Origin of the sequence: Variovorax sp. J22G73, assembly GCF_030317035.1 — a bacterium.
Classification (GTDB): Bacteria; Pseudomonadota; Gammaproteobacteria; order Burkholderiales; family Burkholderiaceae_C; genus Variovorax.
In genome coordinates, this window is sequence record NZ_JASZYK010000001.1 from 1154572 (window position 1) to 1180721 (window position 26150).

The 26150-nt window shown below is 69.5% G+C and carries 24 protein-coding genes; 12 read left to right on the forward strand and 12 right to left on the reverse strand.

Translation table 11 applies throughout. From position 1 onward, the window contains the following. Window positions 1-20: 20 nt before the first annotated feature. The gene (locus tag QTI51_RS05475; RefSeq protein ID WP_116908636.1) at window positions 21-1649 is read right to left on the reverse strand and encodes a class I adenylate-forming enzyme family protein; all 1629 of its coding nucleotides are present in this window, start codon (window positions 1647-1649) and stop codon (window positions 21-23) included. A 293-nt stretch (window positions 1650-1942) separates the two neighbouring features. On the opposite strand from QTI51_RS05475, the gene QTI51_RS05480 reads away from it, so the two are divergent. From QTI51_RS05480 to QTI51_RS05495, 4 genes are read left to right on the forward strand one after another with little or no spacing between them, the layout of a single operon-like run. Continuing rightward, window positions 1943-2671 (forward strand): SDR family oxidoreductase, encoded by a 729-nt coding sequence (locus QTI51_RS05480; RefSeq protein WP_116908637.1) that lies wholly within the window; start codon window positions 1943-1945, stop codon window positions 2669-2671. A 2-nt stretch (window positions 2672-2673) separates the two neighbouring features. Continuing rightward, window positions 2674-3300 (forward strand): 2-hydroxychromene-2-carboxylate isomerase, encoded by a 627-nt coding sequence (locus QTI51_RS05485; RefSeq protein WP_116909080.1) that lies wholly within the window; start codon window positions 2674-2676, stop codon window positions 3298-3300. Between the two features lie 20 nt (window positions 3301-3320). Beyond that, on the forward strand, window positions 3321-4292 hold the full coding sequence (locus tag QTI51_RS05490; RefSeq protein ID WP_116908638.1) for an NAD(P)H-dependent flavin oxidoreductase: 972 nt from the start codon (window positions 3321-3323) through the stop codon (window positions 4290-4292). Between the two features lie 10 nt (window positions 4293-4302). Next, entirely contained in the window at window positions 4303-5139 is an 837-nt protein-coding gene (locus tag QTI51_RS05495; RefSeq protein WP_116908639.1) for an IclR family transcriptional regulator, read from the forward strand. Between the two features lie 16 nt (window positions 5140-5155). Here the strand turns inward: QTI51_RS05495 and QTI51_RS05500 are convergent, their stop codons facing one another. Continuing rightward, a complete protein-coding gene (locus QTI51_RS05500; RefSeq protein ID WP_116908640.1) occupies window positions 5156-6274 on the reverse strand; it encodes an MBL fold metallo-hydrolase in 1119 nt (372 codons plus the stop codon). Between the two features lie 190 nt (window positions 6275-6464). Here QTI51_RS05500 and QTI51_RS05505 point away from each other — a divergent pair, with 190 nt between their 5' ends. After that, window positions 6465-7001: a cysteine hydrolase family protein gene (locus QTI51_RS05505; protein ID WP_116908641.1), complete on the forward strand. Its 537-nt coding sequence runs from the start codon at window positions 6465-6467 to the stop codon at window positions 6999-7001. 6 nt (window positions 7002-7007) lie between these two features. On the opposite strand, the gene QTI51_RS05510 is transcribed toward QTI51_RS05505, so the two are convergent. Both QTI51_RS05510 and QTI51_RS05515 read right to left on the reverse strand, forming a co-directional pair. Next, a complete protein-coding gene (locus QTI51_RS05510; RefSeq protein WP_116908642.1) occupies window positions 7008-7988 on the reverse strand; it encodes an aldo/keto reductase in 981 nt (326 codons plus the stop codon). Between the two features lie 75 nt (window positions 7989-8063). Next, window positions 8064-9422, reverse strand: coding sequence for a M20 metallopeptidase family protein (locus QTI51_RS05515; protein ID WP_286512482.1), 1359 nt, complete (start codon window positions 9420-9422; stop codon window positions 8064-8066). Window positions 9423-9562: 140 nt separating this feature from the next. Here QTI51_RS05515 and QTI51_RS05520 point away from each other — a divergent pair, with 140 nt between their 5' ends. Next, window positions 9563-10459: a LysR family transcriptional regulator gene (locus QTI51_RS05520; RefSeq protein ID WP_116908643.1), complete on the forward strand. Its 897-nt coding sequence runs from the start codon at window positions 9563-9565 to the stop codon at window positions 10457-10459. A 48-nt stretch (window positions 10460-10507) separates the two neighbouring features. Here the strand turns inward: QTI51_RS05520 and QTI51_RS05525 are convergent, their stop codons facing one another. Further along, the gene (locus QTI51_RS05525; RefSeq protein ID WP_116908644.1) at window positions 10508-11641 is read right to left on the reverse strand and encodes an ABC transporter substrate-binding protein; all 1134 of its coding nucleotides are present in this window, start codon (window positions 11639-11641) and stop codon (window positions 10508-10510) included. Between the two features lie 162 nt (window positions 11642-11803). On the opposite strand from QTI51_RS05525, the gene QTI51_RS05530 reads away from it, so the two are divergent. After that, window positions 11804-12754 carry a LysR substrate-binding domain-containing protein gene (locus tag QTI51_RS05530; protein WP_116908645.1) on the forward strand — a complete coding sequence of 317 codons (951 nt, stop codon included), beginning with the start codon at window positions 11804-11806 and terminating at the stop codon, window positions 12752-12754. Here QTI51_RS05530 and QTI51_RS05535 read toward each other — a convergent pair. Next, window positions 12743-13372, reverse strand: a complete 630-nt coding sequence (locus QTI51_RS05535; protein WP_116908646.1) for a 2-hydroxychromene-2-carboxylate isomerase — start codon at window positions 13370-13372, stop codon at window positions 12743-12745. The genes QTI51_RS05530 and QTI51_RS05535 overlap by 12 nt on opposite strands. Beyond that, window positions 13369-14244, reverse strand: coding sequence for a CmcJ/NvfI family oxidoreductase (locus QTI51_RS05540; protein WP_286512479.1), 876 nt, complete (start codon window positions 14242-14244; stop codon window positions 13369-13371). The genes QTI51_RS05535 and QTI51_RS05540 overlap by 4 nt, the downstream gene beginning before the upstream one ends. Before the next feature lie 150 nt (window positions 14245-14394). Between QTI51_RS05540 and imuA the strand changes: the two genes are divergently transcribed. From imuA to QTI51_RS05560, 4 genes are all read left to right on the forward strand, one after another. Then, window positions 14395-15240, forward strand: coding sequence for a translesion DNA synthesis-associated protein ImuA (gene imuA / locus QTI51_RS05545; protein WP_116908648.1), 846 nt, complete (start codon window positions 14395-14397; stop codon window positions 15238-15240). Continuing rightward, on the forward strand, window positions 15209-16639 hold the full coding sequence (locus tag QTI51_RS05550) for a Y-family DNA polymerase (RefSeq protein WP_116908649.1): 1431 nt from the start codon (window positions 15209-15211) through the stop codon (window positions 16637-16639). The genes imuA and QTI51_RS05550 overlap by 32 nt, the downstream gene beginning before the upstream one ends. Further along, the gene (locus tag QTI51_RS05555; RefSeq protein ID WP_116908650.1) at window positions 16632-20030 is read left to right on the forward strand and encodes an error-prone DNA polymerase; all 3399 of its coding nucleotides are present in this window, start codon (window positions 16632-16634) and stop codon (window positions 20028-20030) included. Before QTI51_RS05550 ends, QTI51_RS05555 begins: the two co-directional genes overlap by 8 nt. Before the next feature lie 197 nt (window positions 20031-20227). Further along, window positions 20228-21181, forward strand: coding sequence for a hypothetical protein (locus QTI51_RS05560; protein ID WP_116909082.1), 954 nt, complete (start codon window positions 20228-20230; stop codon window positions 21179-21181). A gap of 61 nt (window positions 21182-21242) precedes the next feature. On the opposite strand, the gene QTI51_RS05565 is transcribed toward QTI51_RS05560, so the two are convergent. The 4 genes from QTI51_RS05565 to QTI51_RS05580 all read right to left on the reverse strand — a co-directional run bounded on the left by QTI51_RS05565 (window position 21243) and on the right by QTI51_RS05580 (window position 24549). Continuing rightward, a complete protein-coding gene (locus QTI51_RS05565) occupies window positions 21243-22283 on the reverse strand; it encodes a phosphotransferase enzyme family protein (RefSeq protein ID WP_116908651.1) in 1041 nt (346 codons plus the stop codon). 61 nt (window positions 22284-22344) lie between these two features. Continuing rightward, window positions 22345-22875, reverse strand: a complete 531-nt coding sequence (locus QTI51_RS05570; protein WP_116908652.1) for a 2'-5' RNA ligase family protein — start codon at window positions 22873-22875, stop codon at window positions 22345-22347. 36 nt (window positions 22876-22911) lie between these two features. Continuing rightward, window positions 22912-23136, reverse strand: coding sequence for a DEAD/DEAH box helicase family protein (locus tag QTI51_RS05575; RefSeq protein WP_116908653.1), 225 nt, complete (start codon window positions 23134-23136; stop codon window positions 22912-22914). 135 nt (window positions 23137-23271) lie between these two features. Next, window positions 23272-24549, reverse strand: coding sequence for an SGNH/GDSL hydrolase family protein (locus QTI51_RS05580; protein ID WP_116908654.1), 1278 nt, complete (start codon window positions 24547-24549; stop codon window positions 23272-23274). 110 nt (window positions 24550-24659) lie between these two features. Here QTI51_RS05580 and QTI51_RS05585 point away from each other — a divergent pair, with 110 nt between their 5' ends. Next, entirely contained in the window at window positions 24660-25568 is a 909-nt protein-coding gene (locus QTI51_RS05585) for a LysR family transcriptional regulator (RefSeq protein WP_116908655.1), read from the forward strand. Between the two features lie 19 nt (window positions 25569-25587). Here QTI51_RS05585 and QTI51_RS05590 read toward each other — a convergent pair whose 3' ends face one another. Next, a complete protein-coding gene (locus tag QTI51_RS05590) occupies window positions 25588-26076 on the reverse strand; it encodes a hypothetical protein (protein ID WP_286512471.1) in 489 nt (162 codons plus the stop codon). Window positions 26077-26150 lie beyond the last annotated feature (74 nt).

Below are 26150 nucleotides of genomic sequence, written 5' to 3' on the forward strand. Positions count from 1 at the left end.
TGTTCCGAAGCTGGGCGTGGTCATGAAGCGGTGTGCAGCGGCGTTTGCGCGAGCGTTTTCAGCACGCCCTTGAGCACCTTGCCGTTGGGCGCGGAAGGCAGTGCCGCCATCGCGCGGATCTCGCCGGGCTGCTTGTAGGGCGACAGGTGCGCGCGCAGGTGGGCGCGCAGCAGTGCGTCGTCGATGGCGATGCCTTCCCGGGTCTCGATGAAGGCCACGATCTCCTCGTTGTGCCCCGCCTCGCGCCCGACGACCGCCGACTGCACCACGCCCGGGTACGCGTTCAGCACCTGCTCCACCTCGAGCGGGTAGACGTTGAAGCCTGAGCGGATGATCAGCTCCTTGGTGCGCCCCGAGATGAACAGCGCGCCGTCCGCGTCGATGCGCGCAAGGTCGCCGGTGTTGAACCAGCCCGCCGCGTCGATTACCGCCGCGGTGAGTTCGGGGCTGCGGTAGTAGCCCTTCATCACGCCGGGCCCGCGCACCCACAGCTCACCGACTTCGCCGGGGCCGGCACTGACACCGGTACCGGCCCCCGCCACGCCGTCCCCTGCGTTCACCACTCGCACTTGCGCCTGCACGCGCGGAATGAGAACGCCGACGGCGCAGTCCTCGCGCGGCGCGTCCAGCCGCGTCTGCGCGACGGTGGGGCCGGTTTCGGTCAGGCCATAGCCGTTGTGCAGCGGCAGCCCGAATGCCTGCTCGACCTCGGCCTTCAGGCGGGGCGTGAGCGGCGAGCCGGCCACGGTGATCAGGCGCAGGGCTGGCGCCTCGATGGCCACCCCACCTCGGTCGCTATCCCCGTTCTTGCCGTTCTTGCCGTCATGGCCACTCTTGCGCGCCCACTCCAGCAGGCGCGCGAACAGCGCCGGTACGCCGGTGAACACGGTCACCCCGTCGCGCTGCAGCGCCCTGGCCGCGTTCTCCGGCGCGAAGCGCGGCTCCAGCAGCAGCGCCGCGCCCGCGCACATCGCACCGAGGAACTGCGTCGACAGGCCCACCACATGCGCCATCGGCAGCACGCCGTAGACCACGTCGCGCGGCCCGAGCCGGCGCAGGTCGCGCGCGGCGGTGGCCACGAACATCAGGTTGGCGTGCGTCAGCATCACGCCCTTGGGCGCGCCCGTGGTGCCCGAGGTGTAGACCATGGCCGCCACCTGCGCTGCCGGGTCGGCCTCGCAGGGCTCGGGCTGCGTGCTTTCAGAGAGCGGGCCGATGGCGACCTCGCCCAGCTCGCCCAGCTCGCCCGCCAAGTGCGAGGCCCCGTGCCGCTGCGCATGGCCGCGCGCCTCGGGCGAGACGTGGCACAGGTAAAGAACGCGACGAGCCCCGGCGTGCGCGATGAACGCGTCGATCTCCCGCGCGGACAGGCGTGCATTCACCGCGACGGTCCATGCGTCGAGCTTGCTCAGCGCCAGGAAGACGACGCACAGTGCCGCGCAGTTCTCCCCGACGATGAGCACGCGGTCGCCCGCACGCACGCCCGCTTGCGCAAGCCGCCGCGCGGTGGCGTCCATCTGCGCGCCGAGCTCGCCATAGCTCAGCGACACGCTGGCGTCGCGCAGCGCCAGCGCGTCGGGCTGGGCGGCGATCCAGGGGGACAGAAGGTGGTGCACCCGAAGGGGCGGGGTGTGTGTCTCGGTCGTCATTGTTCGGTGGGTCCGGTGTTTCGAATGGCGGCGAGTCTATGAAGCAAGGGGTCTTCGGCGGCGGTTTTGAAAACTGCACTGCAGAACACAAAGCAGGGATTTCCCCAGTGAAAACACCGGCAATCCCGCCTCTCTCATTCGAGAAAAATCACAAACCGGCATGCAGCTTGAAGTTCCGCAATGCAGTTTTCAGTTCGGCCCGGCGTGCGCTGTTCGGCGGTGCGGCATCCCAGAATGAAGAGGCCGCGCCAAGCCGCGTGCGCATTCACAGACCGACCGACGAAAGACACCGCATGAACGACAAGAAAGCCATCCTCGTGATCGGCGCCGGAGACGCCACCGGCGGCGCCATTGCCAGGCGATTCGCCCGCGAGGGCTACATCGCCTGCGTCACCCGGCGCAGCGCCGACAAGCTCCAGCCGCTGGTGCAGGAGATCGAGGCCGCGGGCGGCCAGGCGCACGGCTTCGGCAGCGACGCCCGCAAGGAGGAAGAGATGGTCTCGCTGGTGGAGAACATCGAGAAGAACATCGCGCCCATCGAGGTGGCGGTGTTCAACATCGGCGCCAACGTGCGCTTCGGCATCACCGAGACGACCGCGCGCGTGTACTTCAAGGTGTGGGAAATGGCCTGCTTCGGCGGCTTCCTCATGGGCCGCGAGGTGGCAAAGCGCATGCTGGCGCGCGGGCGCGGCACCATCATCTTCACCGGCGCCACCGCCAGCCTGCGCGGGCGCGACGGCTATGCCGCCTTCGCCGGCGCCAAGCACGCGCTGCGCGCGCTGGCGCAGAGCATGGCGCGCGAGCTGGGGCCCAAGGGCATCCACGTGGCGCACCCGGTGGTGGACGGCGCCATCGACACCGAGTTCATTCGCACCAACTTTCCCGAGCGCTATGCGCTGCTGGACCAGGGCGGCATCGTGTCGCCGGAAAGCATCGGCGAGGCCTACTGGCAAATCCACCGGCAGCCGCGCGATGCCTGGACGCACGAGATGGAGCTGCGCCCCTGGATGGAGGCATGGTGAGCATGGACAAGGCAGACACCGTGAAGCTCCGGTTTCTTTTCGACTTCGGCAGCCCCAACGCCTACCTGTGCCACAAGGTGCTACCCGCGATGGCGGCGCGCACCGGTGTGGCGGCGGCGTACGAGCCGATCCTGCTGGGCGGGCTCTTCAAGCTCACCAACAACCGCTCGCCGGCCGAGGCCTTCGCCGACATTCCCAACAAGCGCGCCTACGACGCGCTGGAGTTCCGGCGCTTCCTCGAGAAGCACCGGCTCACGGCCTACCGCCGCAACGAATTCTTTCCCGTCAACACGCTGACCATCATGCGAGGTGCCGTCGCGGCGCAAGCGCTCGGCTGCTTCGCGCCGTACGTGGACACGGTCTTCTCGTGCATGTGGGAGCGCAGCCTGAACATGGCCGACGCGAACGTGGTGGCTGCCGCGCTGAGCGACGCAGGCCTGCCCGCGGCCGAGCTCTTCGCGGCCATGGGCACCGCAGAGGTCAAGCAGGCGCTCATGGCCAACACGCAAGGCGCCTTCGAGCAGGGCGCCTTCGGTTCACCCACCTTCTTCGTGAACGACCAGATGTTCTTCGGCAAGGACCGGCTGCGCGAGGTCGAGGAAGAAATCGTTTCCCAACGCAACCGCTGACAGCCTCTGCACGCTTCACCATGAAAACCAGAATCACCCAACTCTTCGGCATCGCGCACCCCATCGTCCAGGGCGGCATGCATTTCGTCGGCTTCGCCGAACTGGCCGCGGCGGTGTCCAACGCGGGCGGCCTGGGCGTCATCACCGGGCTCACGCAGAAGACGCCCGAACGCCTGGCCAGGGAAATCGCCCGCTGCAGGGACCTGACCGACAAGCCATTCGGCGTGAACCTCACCTTCTTGCCGACCTTCGCGTCGCCGCCGTACCCCGAGTACATCGACGCCATCGTCGAAGGCGGCGTGCGCATCGTCGAGACGGCCGGGCGCAGTCCCGAGCCCTACATGCCGCAGCTGAAGAAAGCGGGCGTGAAGGTCATCCACAAGTGCACCTCGGTGCGGCATTCGCTCAAGGCGCAGGCCATCGGCTGCGACGCGGTGAGCGTCGACGGTTTCGAGTGCGGCGGCCACCCGGGCGAAGACGACGTGCCCAACTTCATCCTGCTGCCGCGCGCGGCCGAGGCGCTCGACATTCCGTTCGTCGCCTCCGGCGGCATGGCCGACGGCCGCAGCCTGGTGGCCGCGCTCGCGCTCGGTGCCGAGGGCATCAACATGGGCACGCGCTTCATCGCGACGCAGGAGGCGCCCGTGCATGCGAACGTCAAGGCCGCCATCGTCGCGGCCTCCGAGCTCGACACGCGGCTGGTGATGCGCCCGCTGCGCAACACCGAGCGCGTGCTGGACAACGCGGGCGTGCAGGCGCTGCTCGCCATCGAGCGCGAGAAGGGCGCGCACACGCAGATAGAAGACATCCGCGCGTTCGTGGGCAATGTGTACCCGAGGGTGATGGTCGACGGCGACATGGACGCCGGCGCCTGGAGCTGCGGCATGGTGGCCGGCCTGATCCACGACGTGCCGAGCGTGGCCGAACTGGTCGCGCGCATCATGCGCGAGGCCGAGGCCATCGTCTCGCAACGGCTGGCGCGGCTGCTCTAGAGTCGGGCGCATGAAGCGCGCAGAAATCCACTCCAAGCGGGCGCTCGGCGAGTACGAAGACGCCGTGCCCAAGGTCAACGCCAAGGAAGACCGGCACTTCGTGACCGCCCTGGCGCGCGGGCTGCAGGTGCTGCAGTGCTTCGCCTCGGGCGAAGAGCGGCTGGGCAACCAGGAGCTGGCCGAGCGCTGCGGGCTGCCCAAGTCCACGGTCACGCGGCTGACCTACACGCTGACCAAGCTGGGCTTCCTGCACCACGTGGCGGAGTCGGGCCGCTACCGGCTCGGCATGGCCACGCTGACGCTGGGCGGCACCACGCTGTCGCGGCTCGATGCCAAGGAGGTGAGCCGTCCGCTCATGCAGCAGCTGGCCAACGACACCGGCTGCCTCATCGCGCTGGGCATGCGCGACGGCATGTCGATGCTCTACGTGGAAACCTGCCGCAGCGACTCGATCGTGACCATTCGGCTGAACATCGGCTCGCGCATTCCGCTGGCCACCACGGCCATGGGGCGGGCCTACCTGGCCGGTGCCAAGCCAGGCGCGCGCCGGGGGCTGGAGGAGCGCATTCGCACGCTCGACCTGGCGGGCTGGCCGCGCATCGAGCCGGGCATTCGCCAGGCCGTGAGCGAGATCGACCAGTACGGCTGCTGCAGCTCCTTCGGCGACTGGCGCGGCGAGGTCAATGCCATTGCCTCGCCGCTGCGCGTGGGCAAGGGCATGCCGCTGATGGTGCTGAGCGCGGCGGGGCCGCGTTCGATGGCGCCGGAGGTTTTCATGCAGGACATTCGCCCGAAGCTGCTCGACACGGTGCGTGCCATCGAGCTGCACTTTCGCAACCCGGCCTGAGGCCTGGCGCGCCTGCTCAGTGCAGGCCCACCCACCAGCGCGTGTTGGTGCGCGCCTGCCCCACCGTGACCACCTCGCCGATCACCGGCGTGGCCAGCTCGATCTTCTTCGCCTCGGTGAGGTTGGCGATGCGGTCCAGCGGGTCGTGCCAGGTGTGGAAGGCAAGGTCGAAGGTGCTGTTGTGCACCGAGAAGAACACCTTGCCGCGCAGGTCTTCGAAGGCCTGCACGCTCTGCTCGGGCGTCATGTGCACGGCGGGCCACATGGCGTCGTAGGCGCCGTTTTCCATCAGCGCGATGTCGAAGCCGCCGAAGCGATCGCCGATCTGCTTGAAGCCGGGGAAGTAGCCCGAATCCCCGCTGTAGAAAATGCGCTGGTCGCCGCTTTGCACCACCCACGAGGCCCACAGCGTGCGGTCGCGGTCGCCCAGCGTGCGGCCCGAGAAATGCTGCGCGGGCGTGGCGGTGAGCTTCACGCCGTCGTGTTCGGCGCCCTGCCACCAGTCGAGCTCGCTCACGCGCTCGGCCGGCACGCCCATCACCACCAGCCGCGAGCGCACGCCCAGCGGCACGAAGTAGTGCTGCACGCTCTTCGACAGGTACTCGATGGTGGCCAGGTCGAGGTGGTCGTAGTGGTCGTGCGAAAGAATCACGCCTTCGATGGGCGGCAGCTGCTCCAGCGCGATGGGCGGCTTGTGAAAGCGCTTGGGCCCGGCCCATTGCACCGGCGACACGCGCTCGCTGAACACGGGGTCGATGAGCCAGTACTTGCCGCGCAGCTTGAGCAGGTGCGACGAGTGGCCCAGCCGCACGACGTGGTTGGTGCCGGTGTCGAGCGCGTCGAGCGTGGCCCTGTCCAGCGGCTTCACGGGAATGGGGTCGACGGGCACGCTGTCGATCTTGCTGCCCACGATGAAGCGCGACCAGATGCGCCATGCGCTGGCCTGCGCAGGCAGGCCGGGGTTGGCCATGTTGTGGAAGCCGCCGTCCTTGAACTGGGGCGAGTTGTCGTAGCGCGCCTCGCCGCTGGCGGCGCTGCAGCCCGCCACGAAGGCGCAGCCGGCCGCGGCCAATGCGGTGCCGCGGCGCAGCAGTTGGGGCAGGTAGGAGCCTTGCGAGCCTGATTCATCAGCCATGGGAGCGCCTTCTTGATTGTGTTTGTCGGATGGCCGGAGATTAGCCATGGCAGGCGTTTCAATGGTTTCAGCGGCAGAAACATTCGCGGGGGAGGGCTTTTGTTCTTTTGTTTTTGTTCCTTGGCTTTTGGTGCGGCTGTCCGGGGTGCCCCCTGTACAGCGCGTGCGATCAGGCCGCTACGATGGCGCCATGAAAACTGCCGTACTCGTCATCGATGTGCAACGCGGTCTCTGCGATGACCCGCCGCGCCCCCATGAAGCCGAAGCCGTGATGCAACGCATCAACGCGCTCACCGGGCGGGCCCGCGCAAGCGGCGTGCCGGTGGCCTTCATCCAGCATGAGAACGCGGTCGACCTGGAGTTCGACTCCGAGCGCTGGCAGCTCGCCAGCGCGCTGGACACCGATTCGCGCGACGCGAAGATCCGCAAGACCACGCCCGACTCCTTCCTGCGCACGCCGCTGGAAGCCTGGCTCGCGCAGCACGGCGTGAAGCGCGTGGTGGTCTGCGGCTATTCGTCGGAGTTCTGCGTGGACACCACCACGCGCCGCGCCGCCGCGCTGGGCTACGAAGTGGTGCTGGCGGCCGACGCGCACACCTCGCACGACAAGGTGCACGCCACGGGCGCGCAGATACGCGCGCACCACAACGCCACGCTGTCGGACATCACCAGCTTCGGGGTGCCGATTCGCGCGGTGCCCGCCGCCGACATCGTGCTGAGCGACTGAGCTTCTTCAGCTGGCCAGTTCGCCGGCGTGCGCGCGCCAGAAGGCCGCGTCGCCGTACGCACCGGTGCCCGCCGCGGCGTTGTCCGCCATGTGCTGCGCGCGGCTGGTGCCCGGAATCACGCAGGTCACGCCCGGGTGGCTCAGCACGAACTTCAGCAGCACCTGCGCCCAGCTGGCGCAGCCGATGTCCGCGGCCCAGCCGGGCAGCGGCTTGTCGCGCAGCCGGCGCAGCAGGCCGCCACCGCCGAAGGGCAGGTTGACGATCACCGCCACGCCACGCTCGGCCGCCAGCGGCAGCAGGCGCTTTTCGGCGTCGCGCGCGTCGGCCGAATAGTTGATCTGCAGAAAGTCGAGCTTCTCGGCGCGCAGCACCGCCTCGACCTCGGCATAGGCCGACGCCGTGTAGTGCGTGATGCCGATGTAGCGCACGCGGCCCTTGTCCTTCCAGCCGCGCAGCGTGGCGAGGTGGGTGCGCCAGTCGACCAGGTTGTGCACCTGCATCAAGTCGATGCGCGGGGTGCGCAGCCGCTGGAACGACTGCTCCATCTGCGCGATGCCGGCCTCGCGGCCCGAGGTCCAGACCTTGGTGGCGAGGAAGGCGCGCGCTGTGTGCCCCGAGGCCGCCAGCAGCTCGCCCGTGGTCTCCTCGGAGCGGCCGTACATCGGCGAGCTGTCGATGACCTTGCCGCCGGCCGCGAACAGCGCGTCGAGCACGCCGGGCAGGCGCTTGTAGTCGTCGGTGCCGGGGCGCTGGTCGAAGCCGATCCAGGTGCCGCAGCCGACGACGGGCAGGGCTTCTTGCGTGGCGGGGATGGGGCGGGTGTTCATCGGCATGGGCGGTGGCGGTGACTGTGGCTGCTGCTGCTGCTGCGCGAAGGACGGTAGCGCCGCGCCCGCCGGCACCGTCGCGAGGACCGCGAGGAGCCGCAGGAACCGGGCGCGTGAAAGGCCGGAAGGCTTCGCGTTGAGCAGGCCGGGGGGTGTCATGGATGCGCGCCACCTTAGCACCGCGGCCCTGGAAAGCCGATGCGCCGGCGCATCGCCGCGCTCGGCCCAGGGCGATCAGTTGCCGCTGCCGCTGACGGTGCCTCCGGCGCCCGCCGGCTTGTTCATGTACGCCAGCGTGCTGCCCACCAGCGCGCGCACGCCCACCTTCATCGCCGACTCGTCGATGACGAACTCCGACGAGTGGTTGGGCGCGCCGTGCCTGTCGCCGAACGGCGAGGCGTTCAGGTGCCAGAACACCACCGGAATGTTCTTGCCGAAGGAGCCGAAGTCTTCCGAGCCCATGCTGGGCTGCGACTCGCGCGCCTTGCCCGCGCCGGCGGCGGCTTCCAGCGCCTGCGCCACGGCCTGCGTGGCGGCGGGGTCGCTCACCAGCACCTCGTAGCCGGTGTCGATGGTCACTTCGGCCGTGAGGCCGTGGCTCTCGGCGATCTTCTGCGCCTTCAGGCGGATGTTGTCGTGCGCCACCTTCTGGTTCTTCGCCGACAGCGAGCGCACGGTGCCGGCAATCTCGGCCGTGTCGGGCAGGATGTTCACGCGGTTGCCGCTCTGCAGCAGGCCCACGGTGACCACGGTGGGGCCGTCCAGCGGGTCGATCTGGTGGCTCACGATGTTCTGCAGCGCCAGCACGATCTCGGCCGCCGCAATGGTCGGTTCCTTGGCGGTCCAGGGCGACGAGCCGTGCCCGCCCTTGCCCTTGAGCGAGATCTTGAACGCATCGCCGCTGGCCATGAAGCCGCCGCGGCGGTAGCTGATAGTGCCCGAGGGGCCGCGCGCGTTGATGTGCTGGCCCATCACCACGTCGACCTTCGGGTTGTCGAGCACGCCGGCCTTCACCATGGCGGGCGCGCCGCTGAGCACGGGGCCGGGGCCTTGCTCTTCGGCCGGCTGGAACAGGAACACGACCGTGCCGGGCAGCTCCGCGCGCATCTTCGAGAAGGCCTGCGCGGCGCCCAGCAGCATGGCCACGTGCGTGTCGTGGCCGCAGGCGTGCGACACCGGCACTTCGCCGTTGAGCCAGGGCGCCTTGTCGGTCGACTTGAAGGGCAGGTCGTTGCGCTCGAGCACGGGCAGCGCGTCCATGTCGGCGCGCAGCGCCACCACCGGGCCCGGCTTGCCGCCACGCAGCACGGCCTTGAGGCCGGTCTTGGCGATGCCGGGCTGCACCTCGATGCCGGGCATCTTCGCGAGCGCGGCGGCAATGTAGGCGGCGGTCTGCACCTCCTGGTAGGAGAGCTCGGGGTGCTGGTGGATGTGGCGGCGCCATTCGACCACCTGCGCCTCGGAGGCGTCCGCCAGCGCCAGCGCGCGGGTGGCGAGGGCGTTGCCAGCGTCCGGCGCCGACTGCGCGAAGGTGGCGCTGTTCAGGAAACTGCCGGACAGCATCAGCAGGGCGAGGCGGGAGCGGATGTTCATGGTGTTCTGCAAGGAAAGTGAAAGAACCGCCGCGGACCTTAGCGAAAGCGGGGGTGAAGGAAAAGATCCGGAAAACTCCAGGGCGATCAAAATTGCTGATCGCCCCTTTCCGCTGTCCGCTGTCCGCTCGCCTGCACGCCATGAACCTGAAGCACCTGAAGATCTTCGAAGCGGTCGCCGCGGCCGGCAGCATCCGTGCCGCCGCGCGCGGCTGCGAGCTGACGCAGCCCGCCATGACCTACGCCATTCGCGAGCTGGAGCACAGCGTGGGCGCGCAGCTGCTGGTGCGCAGCGCCAAGGGCGTGGTGCTCACGCCCATCGGCGAGGCGCTGCTGCGGCGCGCGCGCCTGCTGGCCGACGAGGTGCGCCGCACCGAAGAAGAAATTGCCCAGCTGCGCGATGGCGCGGGCGGCTCGCTGCGCGTGGCCTTCAGCTCGTTCGCGGTCGAGCGGCTGCTGCCGAACGCGCTGCTCGACTTTCGCGCCCGCTGGCCCGGCGTGGCGCTCGAGCTGCAGGAGCTCAGCGGCACCGACGTGAACGGGCTGTGGAAGCGCAGCGAGTTCGACTTCGCCATCCTCGGCGAGCTGGAGCCCGTGGCCGACGACGGGCTGCAAAGGGAACTGCTGCTCGACTTTCCCCTGGCCGTGGTCGCCAAGGCCGGTCATCCGCTGGCGCGCGCGCGCACGATGGGCAAGCTGCACGAGGCGATGTGGGTGGTGCCCAGCTACGGCGCAGAGCTGTTGCGGCGCTGCTTCGCGCAGCTCGGCGAGGCGCCGCCGCGCGACATCGTGGTCTGCCATTCGTGGCAGCTGGGCATGACGCTGGTGAAGCGGGCGGGCGCGCTCACGCTGGCGTCGTCGTCGCTGTTCGCGCGGGCGGCCGCCTCCAGGGGCTTGGTGGCGCTGCGCCTGGCCGACAGGTTGCCGAACGTGCAGGTGTCGCTGCTGATGCGCGACCGCGCGGCGCTCACGCCCGCGGCACAGGCCTTTGCCCAGGCGCTGCAGGCGGTGGCGCGCACGGTGCAGGCGGGGGGCTGAAGAGGTTGAAAGGGTGAACTGTCGAAGAGATAGATCAGCCCGTGCCGATCAGCGCAGGTACTTGCCGTCCGCCTTCAGCATCGACAGCTCGGAAAAAGTCAGCCCGCGGTGCTCGCCGGGCCGGTAGGCCACGGCAATGCCGCCGAGGTCCAGCGTCTTGAACGACTCGAGGCCCTTCTGCAGCGAGTCCGGCGTCGGGTTCGCGCCCGCGCGCTTGAGCCCCTCGACCATCACCTTGGCCGTGACGTAGCCCTCGAGGCTGGCGTAGCTGAACTCGGTGGCGCCGATCTTCTTCATGGCCGCCTGGTACTCGGCAATGACCGGCATCGCGCTGTTCCACGGGTAGGGCACCACCTGCGAGATGACCACGCCGGCGGCGTCCTTCCTGATGTCCTGGAACAGCTTCTGCCCGTTCAGGAAGGAGAACGAATAGAAGGCCGTCTCGCCGCCCGCCGCGCGGTAGGCGGTGATGAACTTCGCGGCCACGTCGTTGGTGGCCGACAGCACCACCGCCTTGGGCTTGAGCTTGGCGAGTTCCTGCGCGCGTTCGGTGGCGTCGGAGCCGTCGTTCTTGATGGCCACGCTGCCGACCATCTTGTCGCCGCGCTCGGCAATGAACTTCTGCGTGCTTTCCATCGCCGATCGCGCGCCCGGGTTGTCGTTGTGGGCGAAGGCGATGCGCGACAGGCCGATGGTGAACAGGTGGTTCACGATGCGGCTGTATTCCTCGTCGAAGCTGATGCGCACCGGAAAGCCGTACTCCGAGAACTTCACCACCGGGCCGGCGCCGGTGTAGGGCCCGACCACCGGAATCTTCAGCTCGTTGGCCGTCTTCAGCGCGCCGACCGACGACGAGGTGCCGATGGGCATCAGGATGCCGACCGCGCCTTCGTTGACGAAAGCCTTGACGTTCTCCGCGCCCTTGGCGGGGTCGTAGGCGTCGTCGAGCTGGCGCAGCTCCACCGCCCGGCCGTTGATGCCGCCGGCCGCGTTCACCGCGGTGAACATGGCGCGGATGCCGACCAGCGGCTCGGTCGACAGCGAGGCCAGCGGCCCGGTCTTCACGTAGGTCTGGCCGATGACCAGGGGCCTGGGCTGGGCCTGCGCGGAGGGCGCGAGGCAAAATGCCAGAACGGACGCGGCGGCGAGGGCGGTAAAGACGGCAGCGATGGAACGAATCATTTTGTGTAATTAGGTCACAAAGTGTTAACAAACTGATCTTATGCCGGCAGCCCCGTCCGGGCAAACCGATGTTGGGCGCGCGGGCCGCTGGCGCATCAGTCGCGTGGGCCGGGGCGTTGTGCTGAAATTCCGGCTCCTTCGCTTCTCGCAGTCACCATGGGAATGCCACTTTCGCTGCTTCGCATGCCGTCGCTGGACCTGGTGCGCGGCTTTGTCGCGGTCGGCCGGCGCATGAGCATCTCGCTCGCGGCGCAGGACCTGTGCCTCACGCAGTCGGCGGTCAGCAAGCAGGTGCACGCGCTGGAGGCGCAGCTCGGCGTGCAGCTGCTGGTGCGCGGCCACCGCGCGATTTCGTTCACGCCCGAGGGCGAGCGCCTCTTTCGCAGCGCCGACGGCGCGGTGCAGCAACTGCAGGAGGTGATGGGCGGCATTCGCCAGTCCGGCGAGCAGCGCCCCGTGACCGTGAGCGCGAGCATCGGCATGACGGGCCTGTGGCTGCTGCCGCGGTTGCGGCACGTGCAGGCGCTGCACCCGGGCGTGGACGTGCGCGTGTCGTCCAACAACCGGGTGGCCGACCTGCGCAACGAAGGCATCGACCTGGCCATTCGCTACACCACGCCCGCGCTCGCGCCGGCCGGGGCGGTGCGGCTGTTCGGCGAAACGGTGGCGCCGGTGGCGCACCCGTCGATGGGCTCGAAAGGGGCGCTGTCGTGGGGCTCGGCCGAGGCGCTGTCGCCGCTGTGCCTGCTCGACTTCGAAGACGCGCAGCACCCCTGGCTGCAATGGCGCGACTGGCTGGCCGCCGTCGGCTGGGCCGACGCCAGGCCGCAGGCCGTGCTGCACTTCAACCAGTACGACCAGCTCATCCAGGCGGCGCTGGCGGGGCAGGGCGTGGCGCTGGGGCGGCTGGAGCTGATCCAGCCGCTGCTCGACGAGCGCCGTCTGGTGCGCGTGGACGCCCCGACGCCCGCGCCGGCGACGGACCACGCCTACTGGCTGATCCAGGCCGAGCCGTCGCCGCGCGAGGACGTGCGCCATGTGGCGGCGTGGCTGAAATCCGAAGCGAGATCTGAAGTTGAAGACAAACCCAAGGGGGAGTCTTCAGCCCCCTGAGCCGCCCGCCTTGCAGAACGCGATCGCCTCGTCGAGCCGGTCGTTGCCCCAGAACATTTCTTCGCCCACGAAGAAGGTGGGCGCGCCGAAGATGCCTTTTTCCGCGGCCGTCTCGGTCTGCCGCCGAAGCCGCAGCTTGTTGGCGTCCGACAGTGCCTCCTCGAGCACGCGGTGCGCCGGCAGGCCGAGTTCGGCGAGCAGGTCGCGCATGGCCTCGGGCGAATCGATGTCGCGGTCTTCGGCGAAGTTCATGCGCATGGTGCGGCGGCAGAACTCGCCCATCCACGGCTGGCTGGCGCCCACCAGCGCAATGCGCAGCGGCAGCACGGCGGCGCGCGGAAAGCTTGTCGGCTGCTGCCACGGCAGGCCGTATCTGCGGCACTGCCTGGCCATGTCCTTCCACGTGTAGTCGCCTTTTTCCTTCTGCAGCACGAAGGGCGACGAGGCCCACCCGAAGGATCGGAAGATCGGCCCCAGCAGAAAGGGCTGCCAGCGGATGCCGATGCCGTGCGCGGCGGCTTCGTCTTCGATGCGCATCACGCTCAGGTAGCTGTAGTTGCTGCCGAAGTCGAACCACAGGTCGAGCGTGGGCCTCGTGGTGACGCGGGGCGCGGTCATTCGAACACCACCAGGCAGCGGGCCTCGATGCTCTCGCGCAGCGGCGCGTCGGCGGGCGCATCGGGGTGGTCGAAGGCGGCATGCGGCGTGTAGCGCGAGACGCCGCTCAGCTGCGAGTCGTACTGCTTGAACACCAGCGCCTCGTGCCGGTCCATCGCCGAGAAGTAAGACCAGCGGTGCGAAGGCGAATGCGTGGCCAGGTAGATCTCGCCGGTGCGCCGCGGGTAGCGCACCTCGGCGACTACAAGGTCCCTGGCCATCACCGAGCGCGCATCGCACACGGCCAGCGGCGTGTCGAGCACCGGTCCCTTGATGGATCGCCACACGTTCACGATGCAGTAGCGCCGCACGGCCTCGGCCTCCTGCTCGTTGCCCAGCACCAGCGCCAGCCTGCGGCGGCCCGAGGCTTCGGTGTAGTCGTTGTGGATGCGGCCGTTGGCGGCGGCCCGGCCGTCGCCCGCGCGGCGGCCGAAGCTCAGCGCGGCGCGGTCGGCCTCGCGCCGGCGCACCAGGTGGTCGAAGACGTGGGCGCGCGTGCCGCCGGTCACGGCCAGGGCCAGTTCGGCCACCTCGCGGTGGTACACGGCCGCGACCTCGGCGTCGTCCAGAAAGTCGTGCACGGCCGTGGGTGCGTCGCGCAGCACGAAGCCTTCGCGCTCGATGTCGCTGGGCGTGGCGGCGGTGCGCGCATCGGCGATGGGCACTTGGTGCAGGGCGTAGCTGCCGCTTTCCCAGGGGGTGCCGGGCGGGGGCTCGAAGGTGTAGCTGAACGGGCGCAGGGCGGAAGGCTCGAGGTAGTTCAGGCCTGCAGCACGGCGGTGGTGGCTGGGGTGGTGGCGTGGGTCATGGGGTGGCTCCTTGGGTGAAGCCATTGGAGCGAAGGCGCTGCCCGTGCTCAACCGACTTCTGGGCGCACTCGCATGAGCCAAAGGAATGCGAAGACGGGGCTGACGAAGAAAAACAGCTTTCTTCTCGACGGCCTGGGAAATACTGTATAAAAATACAGTTAACAGTCTTTCACCATGGGCCTTCCTTTCCTCGACTCCTTCTCTGCCACCGCCGCGGGCCGCGGCGTCTGGCACGCCGACGAGCTCGGCCTGGCCGACGCGCAGGTGGTGGCCACCGGCCATGCCGCGCTCGACGCCGAGCTGCCGGGCGGCGGCTGGCCGGTGGGCGCCATGACGGAGTTGCTGCAGGCCGCGCCCGAGGCCCATGTCTGGCGGCTGCTGCTGCCCGCGCTGGCGCAGGCGGTGCAGGCGCGCGGCGGGCCGGTGGTGCTCGTCGGCGCGCCCTACGAGCCCTGCGGCGCGTCGCTGGCGGCGCAGGGGCTGCCGGTGGAATCGCTGATGTGGGTCAAGAGCGATGCGCCGGCCGCGCGCCTGTGGGCCTGCGAGCAGGCGCTGCGCTGCGCCGACGTGGCCGCCGTGGTCGCCTGGCTGCCGCAGGCGCGGGTGGGGGAGCTGCGGCGGCTGCAGCTGGCGGCCGCGCAGCACGAGGTGATGCTGTTCGTGTGCCGGCCCGAATCGGTGGCGCTGTCGGCCTCGCCCGCGCGCCTGCGCATTCGCGCCGAGCGCTGCGCGGTGGATGCGTCGCAGATCGAGCTGCACATCCTCAAGCGCCGCGGGCCGCCGCTGTCCGCCCCGGTGATGCTGCCGGCGCGCAACGAGCGCATGGCCGCGTTGCTGGCGGCCGCCCGGCTGCGGCGCAAGCTGCGTTCGCAGCAGCAGGGCACGGTGGGCGTGGTGGGCACGGCGAACTCGGCGAACTCGATGAAGGGGCATGCCACCCCAGCCTCGGCCACGGTGGTGCGCATCGACGCATGGAAGGGAGGCCAGGATGCACTGGATCGCCTTGCGGTGGTTGCCTGACGCCGCCCTCGATCATTCTGCGGATGGCGCGGACGCTCCCGCCTTGCCCCCGCCCGAGGCGCTGGGCTGGTGGGCGCTGCAGTACACGCCCCACGTCGCCTGGCAGGACGAGGCGCTGATGCTCGAGGTCTCGGCCTGCGAGCGCCTGTGGGGCGGGCGGCTGCAGCTGATGCGGCAATTGCTCGCGGCCAACCCCGTGCCGGATATTCCCGGCATGCGCATGCTGGGCGCGCAGGGCGCCACCAGCCTTGTCGCGCTGGCGCGGCTGCGCCTGTTCGTGCGCGGCGCGGCGCGCCCCAAGGACCTTCCGGCCGGCCTGCCGCTGGACACCTTGAGCGTCGCGCGCACCCACCTCGACCTGCTCGCGCGCCTGGGTTGCTGCACCTGGGGCGACGTGGCGGCACTGCCACGCGGCGGGCTCACGCGGCGCTTCGGCACCGAGCTGCGCGTGGCGCTCGACGCCGCCTGGGGCCTGCGCCCCGAAAGCCATGCCTGGCTCACGCTGCCCGACGTGTTCGAGCAGAAGCTGGAGCTGCCCGCGCTGGCCGAGACCGGGCCCGAGCTTATGTGGTCGGCCAACCGGCTGCTGTCGGCCCTGCAGATCTGGCTGCGCGCGCGGCAGCGCGGCGCGCGCGCGCTCGAGCTGCAATGGACGCTCGACCTGAAGCGCTTCAACGGCGTGAACCTGCCGCCGCACCAGCAGGTCACCGTGCGCACGGCCGAGCCCACGCAGGACATGGCGCACCTGCGCCGCCTGCTGTCCGAAAAGCTCGCCCTCGCCACGCTGGCTGCGCCCGCCAGCTGGCTGAAGCTGCGCACGCTCGAGACCGACCCCTGGGCCGGCGCCAGCACCAGCTTTCTGCCGGAAGACAACCGCAAGGGCGACAAGCTGCACGAGATGGTCGAGCGCCTCAGCGTGCGGCTCGGCGCCCGGCAGGTGCTGGTGCCGTGCGCCCTGGCCGACCACCGGCCCGAGCGCAAGCAGGCATGGCGGCCGGCGCTACAGACAGGGGTGCAGGCAGGGAATGAAAAAGACAAGGGCAAGGCTCCCGACAAGGCCCGCAGGCAGGCGCAGGCCGCCGCCTCGCAACCCGACGCCCTCTACCCGCCGTGGTTGCTGCCCGAGCCGCTGCTGCTGGAGATGGACGGCGAGCGTCCCTGCTACCGCGGGCCGCTGAGCAGGCTGGTCGGCCCGCAGCGCGTGGAGGCCGGCTGGTGGGGCTGCAAGGAAGGCAAGGAGGGGATGGAGGGGATGGAGGAAGGCGGCAAGCCCGCCCTGCGCGACTACTACGTCGCCGAGAGCCCCGAGGCCGGGCTGGTGTGGATCTTTCGCGAGCGGCACTCCGCGCGCTTTTCCGCGGGCGAGGTGCGCTGGTACCTGCAGGGCTTCTATGCCTGAGCTCAGCGACAAGCAGGAGCGCAAGCGCCAGCCGGCCAAGGTGCATGCGCTGCCGGTGCCCATGCGGGCGCGGCCGGCGGTGGAGCTGCCGGGCTATGCGGAGCTGCACTGCCTGACGAACTTCAGCTTCCAGCGCGGCGCGTCCACGCCCGAAGAGATGGTGGAGCGCGCCTACCAGCTGCGCTACGACGCGCTGGCCATCACCGACGAATGCTCCGTGGCCGGCATCGTGCGCGCCTACGTGGCGCTGCGCGACCTGCCCGCCAAGCTGGAGGAGCACGAGCGCGAGAACCCCGACGAGCCGAAGATCCCGCGCAACCCCGGCTTTCGCCTGCTGTTCGGCAGCGAGTTCCGCTTCGAGCGCTTCAGGCTCGTGGTGATCGCGAACGACGCGCAGGGCTGGGGCAACCTGTGCGAGTTCATCACCGCCGCGCGCACCACCACCGAGCTGCCCAAGGGCGACTACCACGTGGACTGGGACGTCCGCGATGGCGTCGGCGGGGTGGCCTCGCTGCAGCACTGCCAGGTGCTCTTCGTGCCGCATCGCGTGCCTGGCGAAACAGCGGACACGGCCACGCTGCACGAAGACCTGTCGATGGCCAAGGCGCTGTACGGCGACAACCTGTGGCTGGCGCTGGCGCTTTTCAACGAGATGGACGACGACCTGTGGTTCGTCACGCTGGTGCAGGCGGGCGAGGCCGCCGGCGTGCCGCTGGTGGCCGCTGGCGACGTGCACATGCACTCGCGCGCGACCAAGCCGCTGCACGACGTGCTGACGGCCGTGCGAGAGGGAAAGACGGTGGCCGAGTGCGGCTTCGCGCTGCAGTCGAACGCCGAGCGCCACCTGCGCGCGCGGGTGCGGCTGGCCGAGCTTTACCTGCCCGGCATGCTGGCGAACACGCTGGTGGTGGCGCAGCGCTGCAGCTTCGATCCGCAGGAGATCCGCAAGAACTACGAGTACCCGCTCGAAAGCGTCGGCAACGGCGAGACGCCGGCGCAGACGCTGGTGCGCAAGACGTGGGAGGGCGCGCTCGACAAATATCCGCTCGAAAAATACGCCTCGGGCATTCCGGCCAGCGTCTGCAAGCAGGTCCATAAGGAGCTGTCGCTCATCATCGAGCTGCACTACGAGATGTTCTTTCTCACGGTGGAGAACATCGTGAGCTTCGCGCGCTCGAGGCAAATCCTTTGCCAGGGGCGCGGCTCGTCGGCCAACTCGGCAGTGTGCTTTTGCCTGGGCATCACCGCCATCAACCCCGACAAGGGCACGCTGCTGTTCGAGCGCTTCCTGAGCCGCGAACGCAACGAGCCGCCCGACATCGACGTCGACTTCGAGCACCAGCGGCGCGAAGAGGTCATCCAGTACATCTACGAGAGATACGGGCGCGAGCGCGCGGCCATTGCCGCGGTGGTCATCTGCTACCGCTCGCGCAGCGCATTGCGCGACGTGGGCAAGGCCATCGGCATCGACGAGCGGCTGATCGACGAATTCGCGAAGGACCACTACTGGTTCGACGACACCTTGCTCGGCGACCAGCTGAACGCGGCCTGCGAGCGCGCGGGCGTGAGAGAAGACGAGCTCAAGCTCGAACACTGGATGGAGATGACCAGGCGGCTCAAGGGCTTTCCGCGCCACCTGAGCCAGCACGTGGGCGGCTTCGTGCTCACCCACACCAGGCTCACGCGGCTGGTGCCCGTCGAAAAAGCCTCCATGAAAGACCGCTCCGTCATCCAGTGGGAAAAGGACGACCTCGAGGCCATGGGCATGCTCAAGGTCGACGTGCTCGCGCTGGGCATGCTCAGCGCCATTCGCCGCGGGCTCGACCACATGAACCGCTGGCGGGGCTCGATGGTGGAGATGCACCACGTGCCCAACGACGACCCGCGGGTGTTCGACATGATCTGCGACGCCGACACCGTCGGCGTGTTCCAGATCGAGAGCCGGGCGCAGATGTCGATGCTGCCGCGCCTGAAGCCGCGCTGCTACGAAGACCTGGTGATCGAGGTGGCGATCGTGCGGCCCGGCCCCATCCAGGGCGGCATGGTGCACCCCTACCTCAAGCAGCGCGAGCGGGTGCGCAAAGGCTTGCCGATCCACTACGAGAAAGAAGAGCTGCGCACCGCGCTGGAACGCACGCTGGGCATTCCGATCTTCCAGGAGCAGGTGATGCAGATCGCCATGATCGCGGCCAAGTTCTCGGCGGACGAGGCCGACCAGTTGCGCCGGGCCATGGCGGCATGGAAGCGCAAGGGCGGGCTCGAGAAGTTCCAGAAGAAGCTCGTCGACGGCATGGTAGACAACGGCTACAAGGCCAGCTTTGCCGAGGCCATCTTCAAGCAGATACTGGGCTTCGGCGACTACGGCTTTCCCGAGAGCCACGCCGCGAGCTTCGCGCTGCTGGTCACGGTGAGCAGCTGGCTGAAGAACTACGAGCCCGCCTGCTTTCTCGCCGCCTTGCTCGATTCGCAACCGATGGGCTTCTACAGCCCTTCGCAGCTGGTGCAGGACGCGCGCCGCCACGGCGTGGAGGTGCGCCCGGTCGACGTCGCCGTGAGCGAGGTGGACACCACGCTCGAAGCCCGTGCACCCGACGCGCCGCGCATGCCGAACGGCACCGACGCGCGCTACGCAGGTCGCCTGGGCAACGACAACCAGCCGGCGGTGCGGCTCGGGCTGAACCGCGTCCAGAGCCTCAGCGCGGCCGGCGCCGAGCGCTTGCTGGCGGCCCGCGCGCAGGCCCCTTTCACCAGCACCGAAGACCTGGCCCTGCGCGCCGAGCTCGAGGCCAAGGACATGGCCGCGCTGGCCGCGGCCGATGCGTTGATGTCGCTGTCGGGCCATCGGCGCCAGCAAGTGTGGGACGCCACCGCCACCCGCGGCATGGGCGCTCGCACGCCGGCCTTGCTCAAGGGCGTGCCCATCCACGAGCAGGCGCTGCTGCTGCCGGCGGCGCCCGAGGGGGAAGAGATCGTCGGGGACTACGCCGCGCTCGGGCTCACGCTGCGCCGCCATCCGCTCGCGCTGCTGCGCCCGCGCCTGGCGCGCATGAAGCTCATGAGCGCGACCGAGCTGCGCGAGATGGCCACGGGCCAGACCGTGCGCGCCTGCGGCATCGTCAAGGGGCGGCAACGGCCGGGCACCGCCAACGGCACCATCTTCGTGACGCTGGAGGACGAGACCGGCAACGTCAACGTGATCGTCTGGAACCACGTCATCGACGCCTGGCGCGAGCCGCTGCTCAAGTCGCACCTGCTCGCGGTGCAGGGCACCTGGCAGCGCGACGACGACAGCGGCGGCAAGGTGCAGCACCTGGTGGCCACGGGCTTCAAGGACCTCACGCCGCTCCTGGGCCGGCTGGCGCAGAGCAACACCAGCCGCGACTTCCATTGAGCATTCCAGCGGTCATTCCATTGAATGCAACCGATCGTTCCATGCCTCGCGCCATTCGCGAGTTTTCGCTAACCTGTTGCTACATGTCCGAACTTGCCGAACCCACCGCCGCTACAGCCGCTACAACCGCTACAACCGCTACAACCGCTACAACCGCTGTCGCCGTTGTTGCCCTCGTGAGCGACCCGCTCGTCGCCATGCCCATCGGCCCGCCGCCGCCCGCGCCCGACGTGCCCATTCCCGTGCAGCCGCCGCCCATGCCGCCGCCCGAGGGCGATCCGCCACCGGTCGAGCCGCCTTTCACCGACCCGGGCTTTCCGCCGCCGGTGCAGGAGCCGCCGCCGTTGCAGCGGGCGATGGCAAGGGCCATGGGGAAGCCGACGGGCGAGGTGAAAGGCGAGTCGAAGGTCGAGGCGATGGGCGAAGCAATGGGCGAGGTGCCCTTCGGCAAGCTGCATGCGCGGCGGCTGCGCGAAATCTACCGCTCGGCCGGGTGGCCGTGCTGCGACGCCATCGAGGTCGAGCTGCTCGCCGGCGGCTGGCTGGAGCGCGTGCGCACGCCGCACGGCCACGAGACGCTGCGCGTGACCGACGCCGGCATCGCGCGCATCGCCACCACGCTCACCATCAACCGCGCGGCCCTGTCGCCGCACGAGGCACTGGTAGAGCGCGTGGCGCGCGAGATGACGCGCGGCGGGCGCATCGCGTGGCGCGGGCTCGGCCTGCGCGCGCGGCTGCCGGCGCTGGAAGAAGGCGGCAAGGCGCGCTGGTGCATCGCGCGGCCCGATGTTTTTTCGATCCGCAACACCAGCGTGGAGGCCTATGCGCATCCCATCGTCCACGAGGTGAAGGTGAGCCGCGCCGACCTGCTGGGCGACCTGCGCAAGCCCGACAAGCGCGCGGCCTACCTCGACCTGGGCGGCGAGTGCTGGTACGTGCTGGGCAACGACGCCAAGGGCCGCTGCATCGCCAAGCCTGAAGAGGTGCCCGCCGAGTGCGGCGTGATGGTGCTCGAGGGCGAGCGCCTGGTGGTGGCGCGCGCGGCGGTGCACCGCGCGTTCGACCGCATTCCGTTCGCGGTGTGGCTGGCGCTGGCCAAGGCGCAGCCCATTGCCGGCTTCGAGGACGACGCGCAGGACATGCTGATCTGATGCGCGGCGGCGCCTGACGGCGCCAAGCCAATGCCGGTGCCGGTGCCAGCAGTGCGCCGCTTCAGGTCACCGCTTCGTAGCTCCGGTGCGCAATGGCCACCACGTCGTCCGGCTGGAACTGGGCCGTCATCTGGCGCAGCGCTTCTTCGCGGTCTTGCGTGCTGGCAGCGGTGTCGAAGACCTGGTCGCAGATTTCGAGGATGTCTTTCGTGATCCGCTCGTAACGGTAGTGCGTGAGCGCCACCGCGTCGATGTCGGTCGCGCCGTAGCCTTCGAAGAACAGCGCTTCTTGCGCGGGCTGGTTCCACGCATGGCCCACGCCGCCGCCGATGAACATCAGGTCGCGCTCCTTGGGGGCGAGCATCAGCATGTCCCAGTCGACGATCGACAGGCGCCCGTGATCGCTTGCGTTGCCAGCATCGCCTGTGAGCACATTGCCCGCATGCAGGTCGGCATGGCACGGCACCAGTCGCGGCGGTCGCTCCAGCAGGATGGAGGCGAGCTGCTCGCTGCGGTAGACGATGGTGTCGATGTCTTCGGCGTGCGCTTCCCAGAACGCGAAGAAGCGCTTGACGATGTCGTCGCCGTTCATGTCGTTCACGCCGTTGATGAACCGCCGCTGGTACCGCCTGACGCCTTCGCGCGAGTGGTGGGCGTAGCGCTCCCTGGGGAGCGTGGCGGACAGCGCTTCGGGCAATTCGGTGCGGTGAACGGCGGCCAGCGCGGCGCCCAGTGCGCGCCATTGCGTATCGCCCAGGGCCCGCTCGAAACCGTTGGCGCCGTCGAAGAAGGGGTACAGCGCCCAGTCGAAGCCCTCGCGTCGCACGCTCAGCGGGCCGGCCGTGGTCGGCAGCGGCGCCATCACGGCCTCGATGCCCTGGTCGTGGTGCAGGAAGGCCGGCACCGCGACCACCGATGGGTCGAATTCACCGCGGCGCAGCTTCAGGAAATACGCGGCGCCGTCAGCGGCATCGATGCGGAAAGCGGCGGAGTTCACATCGGCGCCGAGCGGCATAAAGCGCACTTGTGCGTCGTTCAGGCCGTAGGCCTCGGACAGGCATTGCCGGATGGCGTCTTGCGAAAGGTCGGGTGGCGTCAGCATGTGTGTGCACCCGACTGGAAAGACGGGTCGATGGAGGACCCGCAACGATAGCGCGACTCTCTTAGTCGGCCCTGTAAGACTTCAGCACCTCGTGCCGCACCGACGGCCCGAGGTGCGAGCGCACCAGCGCGAAGTCGGTCGATATCCAGCGCACGGGGTCTAGCCTCGGAGGGCGCGCCGCGCCGCGCGTATGGCGTGCGATGGTGATGTGCGGCGTCCACTTGGCACGGCGGGTTTCGTAGCCTGCGCGCTTCACGGCGCGGGCAACGTCGCTGCGCAACGCACGCAGCGCGTCGTGTTCGGCGGGCAGCACCACGGAGATGTCGTTCTTCCACGTGCACGAACTGGCCAGCGTGAGATCCAGCGGCGCCATCCGGACTTCGGCCAGCGCTGCGTCGAGGCATGCCAGGCTCTGCGCGTCGGTGGTGTCGGGCAGGGCGTTGAGCGTCAGGTGCAGGCGCGCGCTTGGGGGAAAGCTGTGGCCCTTCGGCCAGAGCCAGTCTTCGCGGTGCTTCTCGATGGCAAGTTGCACGTCGCGGTCCGGGAACAAGGCGATCAGCAGATGCCGGTCGGCGGGGTCGAAGTCGTCCATTGCAGTTCTCCTGGGGAAGGTGAAGCGAAAGGCGGTTCAGGAACCGGACGGCCACCAGCTTTCGGCCGTCGTCCGGATGACGCGCGCCGCCTGGATGCGCACATCGTTTGTTTCATGCATATCGACGGGGCCCGTCTCGCGGGCCACCTTGAAGGGCCAGGTCGACAGGCGCCCCGTGCGCGAACGCGTCTGCAGCTGCTGCAGGCTGGAGAAGAAAAGCGCCTGCGCCGGGGCGGACGCAGGCGGGTTGGCGGTGGTCATGGTGTCGCCTCGGTGGTGTTCTTGGAGACGACAAATTCTAGGCAAATACTGTATTTATGTACAGTATTTTCACAGTTTCAAACCGGGTGGTTTTGCGTTCGTTAAGCACCCGCTCTGCCTTCGTTCCGTCCTGTTTCAAGGCTGCGCTGATGCCCCCAGCAGCGCCTGCAGATCGATGGCCGCGGCCATCGCCTTGTAGCCGGCGTCGCCGGGGTGCAGGTGGTCGCCCGAGTCCATGGCGGCCCTCAGGCGCGACGGGTGCGCCGGGTCGTGCAGCAGCGCATCGAAGTCGACCACCGCGTCGAACGCGCCGCTCTCGCGAATCCAGCGGTTCACGGCCTGGCGCACCTCGTCTTTCTGCGGCGAGAAGTGGCCTTCGAGCGGCGTGCCCTGCAGCGCGTGTTCGTTCGGCGCGATGGTGGCGCCCATGATGCGCACGTTGTGCGCGTGCGCCATCTCGATGAGCTGGCGAAAGCCCTGGATGAGCTGCTCCGCGCGCACCGCGGGTTCGCCCGGTGCGAACGGGCCGCCGGGCCAGCCGATGTCGTTGGTGCCCAGCAGCACGACCATGGCGCGCACGCCGGGCTGCGCGAACACGTCGCGGCCCGCGCGCTCCAGGCCAGCGCGGCCCATGCCGTCCTTCAGCAGCCGGCCGCCCGAGATGCCGGCGTTGAGCACCGCCACGCCGCGGCCCGCGAGCCGCTCGGCCAGCGCATCGGGCCAGCGGGTGTTGGCACCGGGCGTGGCGCCGTTGCCGTCGGTCAGCGAATCGCCGAGGGCGACGACGGTGACGGGCGGCGTGGGCGTTTCCACGACGAGCCCGCTGACGTACACGCGCGTGCTCCATTCGGTGGCGCCAGCCGGCATGCGCGGCGCCGCGGTGAGGTCGCCGTCGGCCACGTAGGCGACCTGGCGCGCGTCGAAATGAAAGCCCGCGGGCTGGCTGGGCTGCGGCAGGTAGAGCGACACCGCGACTTCGCCCAGCGCGGGCAGGGCGAGGTCTACCGGGTCGCTGACCAGGCGCGCGCCGGGCGGCACGATCGCTTCGGCCTGCCCGCCGAAACGCAGCGGCCGGTCGCTGCCTTCGACGGTGGCCGAGCCCTCGGCATGGCGTGCCACGCGCGCGGCGCCGATGTGCAGCGGCGCGGTGCCGCCTTCGTTGCTGATCACCACGCGCAGCCGCGTGCCGCCGATGCTCAGGCGCGCGACCTGGCGCACGGTCTGGCGGTTGAACTGGAACGGCAGGCCGGCGGGCAGCACGAAGTCGCCGGACCACACGGGCTGGGTGCTGGCCATCCAGCTGGGGCGCCAGTAGGTGGCGGCAGGCTCGGCGACAGAGATGCCAGCTGTACTTGCCAGCGTGAGCGCCAGCGCGCCATGGCGAAGAAGGGATGCGAATGTCGATGCGGTCATGAACGGTGTCCTCTAAGGAAATGGAAGCGAGGCGCCGACTTTCATCCATGCAATTTCGATTGGGTAGACGGCAGAATGGCATCCACCTCATTCCCGATTCGAATACAGACATGGACACCTTGCGCGCCCTCGCGGCCTTCGTGCACAGCGTCGAACTCGGCAGCCTGTCGGGCGCGGCCCGCGCGCTCGACACCACGCAGCCCACCGTCAGCAAGCTGGTGGCGGGGCTGGAGCGCTCGCTGGGCGTGCGGCTGCTGCGGCGCACCGCGGCGGGCCTGAGCCTGACGGAGGAGGGCCAGCGTTTCCACGAGCGCGCGCAGCGAGTGCTCGAGGACTACGGCGACGCCGTCGCCGACGCGCGCGAGGCCGTGCAGCAGCCGCGCGGCCTGCTGCGCGTGAGCGCGCCGGTCACGATGGGGCAGCGGCACCTGAATGCGATGGCGGTGGAGTTTCTTGCGCTGTACCCCGACATCGAGCTGGAACTGGTGCTGGACGACCGCTTCATCGACCCGCGAGAAGAGCGCATCGACGTGTCGCTGCGCGTCGGCGGCACGCTGCCGCCGGACCTGGTCGCGCGCCACATCGGCACCTGGCCGCGCGTGCTGGTGGCCTCGCCCGACTACGTCGCGGCGCGCGGAAAGCCACGCAAGCCGCAGGACCTGCAGTTGCACGACTACCTGCGCTACGCGCCCGGCGACGACGGCGTGCTGCTGCAAGGGCCCGAGGGCGCGGTCAGCGTGCCGGTGCGCAGCCGCTACCGTGTGAACAACGCCGTGGCCATGCTGGACAGCGTGCTCGCCGGCGTGGGCATCTCGCTGCAACCCACCTGGATGGTGGCCGACCTGCTCGCGCAACGCCGCCTGCTGCGCGTGCTGCCGCGCCACACCGGGCCGGCGCAGGAGGTGCACCTGCTGTACGCCCCGCGCCGCCACCAGCCGCTGCGCGTGCGCGTGCTGGTCGACTTTCTGGCGCAGCGGGTGGCGAAGCTGCCGGGTGCGGCGCGGCGGGCCGCGCGCTGAACGCGCTGCTGGCGGGGGGTCAGGTGTTGCGCAGTTCGCGCGTGCCGGCGGGCGTGTCGGGCCCGGTGCGCAGGTTGCGGTCGATGAACTCGCGCGCGATGGCTTCCACGTTGGCCGGTGCCGGCGCGTTGAACGACAGGCGGTACTTCAGCAGCCGGCCGCCGCGCGCGGTGAGGTAGGTGAACGACTCGTAGGCCTTGCCGTCGCGGGCGTTCACAAGGCGGAATGAAATGCTGCGGAAGGTGAGCCCGTCGATGCGCACGTCGCGGGTGGCGCCGACCTTGGCGCTGGTGTACACGCCCTGCGCGGCGGCGCGCTGCACTTCGGCGATGGTGCCCTTGAAATGCGCGTCGAACTGCGGGTCGTCCACGCCGGGGCGCCAGTCGGTGCGCTTCATGTCGTAGAGGTACACGTCGACCCAGCCGATGCTGCTTTCGAAGCGGTGGCTGCGGCCCAGGCCGGCGTTCAGCGCGTCGTACGACTTGGTGCCCACGTAGCGCCATTGCACGCCGGTGGGCTGGGGTTGCGCCGCGGGTTCCGGTGCCGTGGCTGCGCTCGGTTCGCGGGATGGAGCGGGCGATG

Bases quoted from the DNA above. Each gene is read 5' to 3' on its own strand.
- QTI51_RS05535 (WP_116908646.1), bottom strand. From the start codon at position 13,372: ATGACCGCGCCCCGCGTCACCACGAGGCCCACGCTCGACCTGTGGTTC.
- QTI51_RS05550 (WP_116908649.1), top strand. From the start codon at position 15,209: ATGCACTGGATCGCCTTGCGGTGGTTGCCTGACGCCGCCCTCGATCAT.
- QTI51_RS05530 (WP_116908645.1), top strand. From the start codon at position 11,804: ATGCCACTTTCGCTGCTTCGCATGCCGTCGCTGGACCTGGTGCGCGGC.
- QTI51_RS05500 (WP_116908640.1), bottom strand. From the start codon at position 6,274: ATGGCTGATGAATCAGGCTCGCAAGGCTCCTACCTGCCCCAACTGCTG.
- QTI51_RS05510 (WP_116908642.1), bottom strand. From the start codon at position 7,988: ATGACACCCCCCGGCCTGCTCAACGCGAAGCCTTCCGGCCTTTCACGC.
- QTI51_RS05475 (WP_116908636.1), bottom strand. From the start codon at position 1,649: ATGACGACCGAGACACACACCCCGCCCCTTCGGGTGCACCACCTTCTG.
- QTI51_RS05520 (WP_116908643.1), top strand. From the start codon at position 9,563: ATGAACCTGAAGCACCTGAAGATCTTCGAAGCGGTCGCCGCGGCCGGC.
- QTI51_RS05580 (WP_116908654.1), bottom strand. From the start codon at position 24,549: ATGACCGCATCGACATTCGCATCCCTTCTTCGCCATGGCGCGCTGGCG.
- QTI51_RS05565 (WP_116908651.1), bottom strand. From the start codon at position 22,283: ATGCTGACGCCACCCGACCTTTCGCAAGACGCCATCCGGCAATGCCTG.
- QTI51_RS05480 (WP_116908637.1), top strand. From the start codon at position 1,943: ATGAACGACAAGAAAGCCATCCTCGTGATCGGCGCCGGAGACGCCACC.
- QTI51_RS05490 (WP_116908638.1), top strand. From the start codon at position 3,321: ATGAAAACCAGAATCACCCAACTCTTCGGCATCGCGCACCCCATCGTC.
- QTI51_RS05515 (WP_286512482.1), bottom strand. From the start codon at position 9,422: ATGAACATCCGCTCCCGCCTCGCCCTGCTGATGCTGTCCGGCAGTTTC.
- QTI51_RS05525 (WP_116908644.1), bottom strand. From the start codon at position 11,641: ATGATTCGTTCCATCGCTGCCGTCTTTACCGCCCTCGCCGCCGCGTCC.
- QTI51_RS05560 (WP_116909082.1), top strand. From the start codon at position 20,228: ATGCCCATCGGCCCGCCGCCGCCCGCGCCCGACGTGCCCATTCCCGTG.
- QTI51_RS05585 (WP_116908655.1), top strand. From the start codon at position 24,660: ATGGACACCTTGCGCGCCCTCGCGGCCTTCGTGCACAGCGTCGAACTC.
- QTI51_RS05505 (WP_116908641.1), top strand. From the start codon at position 6,465: ATGAAAACTGCCGTACTCGTCATCGATGTGCAACGCGGTCTCTGCGAT.
- QTI51_RS05495 (WP_116908639.1), top strand. From the start codon at position 4,303: ATGAAGCGCGCAGAAATCCACTCCAAGCGGGCGCTCGGCGAGTACGAA.
- imuA (WP_116908648.1), top strand. From the start codon at position 14,395: ATGGGCCTTCCTTTCCTCGACTCCTTCTCTGCCACCGCCGCGGGCCGC.
- QTI51_RS05570 (WP_116908652.1), bottom strand. From the start codon at position 22,875: ATGGACGACTTCGACCCCGCCGACCGGCATCTGCTGATCGCCTTGTTC.
- QTI51_RS05485 (WP_116909080.1), top strand. From the start codon at position 2,674: ATGGACAAGGCAGACACCGTGAAGCTCCGGTTTCTTTTCGACTTCGGC.
- QTI51_RS05575 (WP_116908653.1), bottom strand. From the start codon at position 23,136: ATGACCACCGCCAACCCGCCTGCGTCCGCCCCGGCGCAGGCGCTTTTC.
- QTI51_RS05540 (WP_286512479.1), bottom strand. From the start codon at position 14,244: ATGGCTTCACCCAAGGAGCCACCCCATGACCCACGCCACCACCCCAGC.
- QTI51_RS05555 (WP_116908650.1), top strand. From the start codon at position 16,632: ATGCCTGAGCTCAGCGACAAGCAGGAGCGCAAGCGCCAGCCGGCCAAG.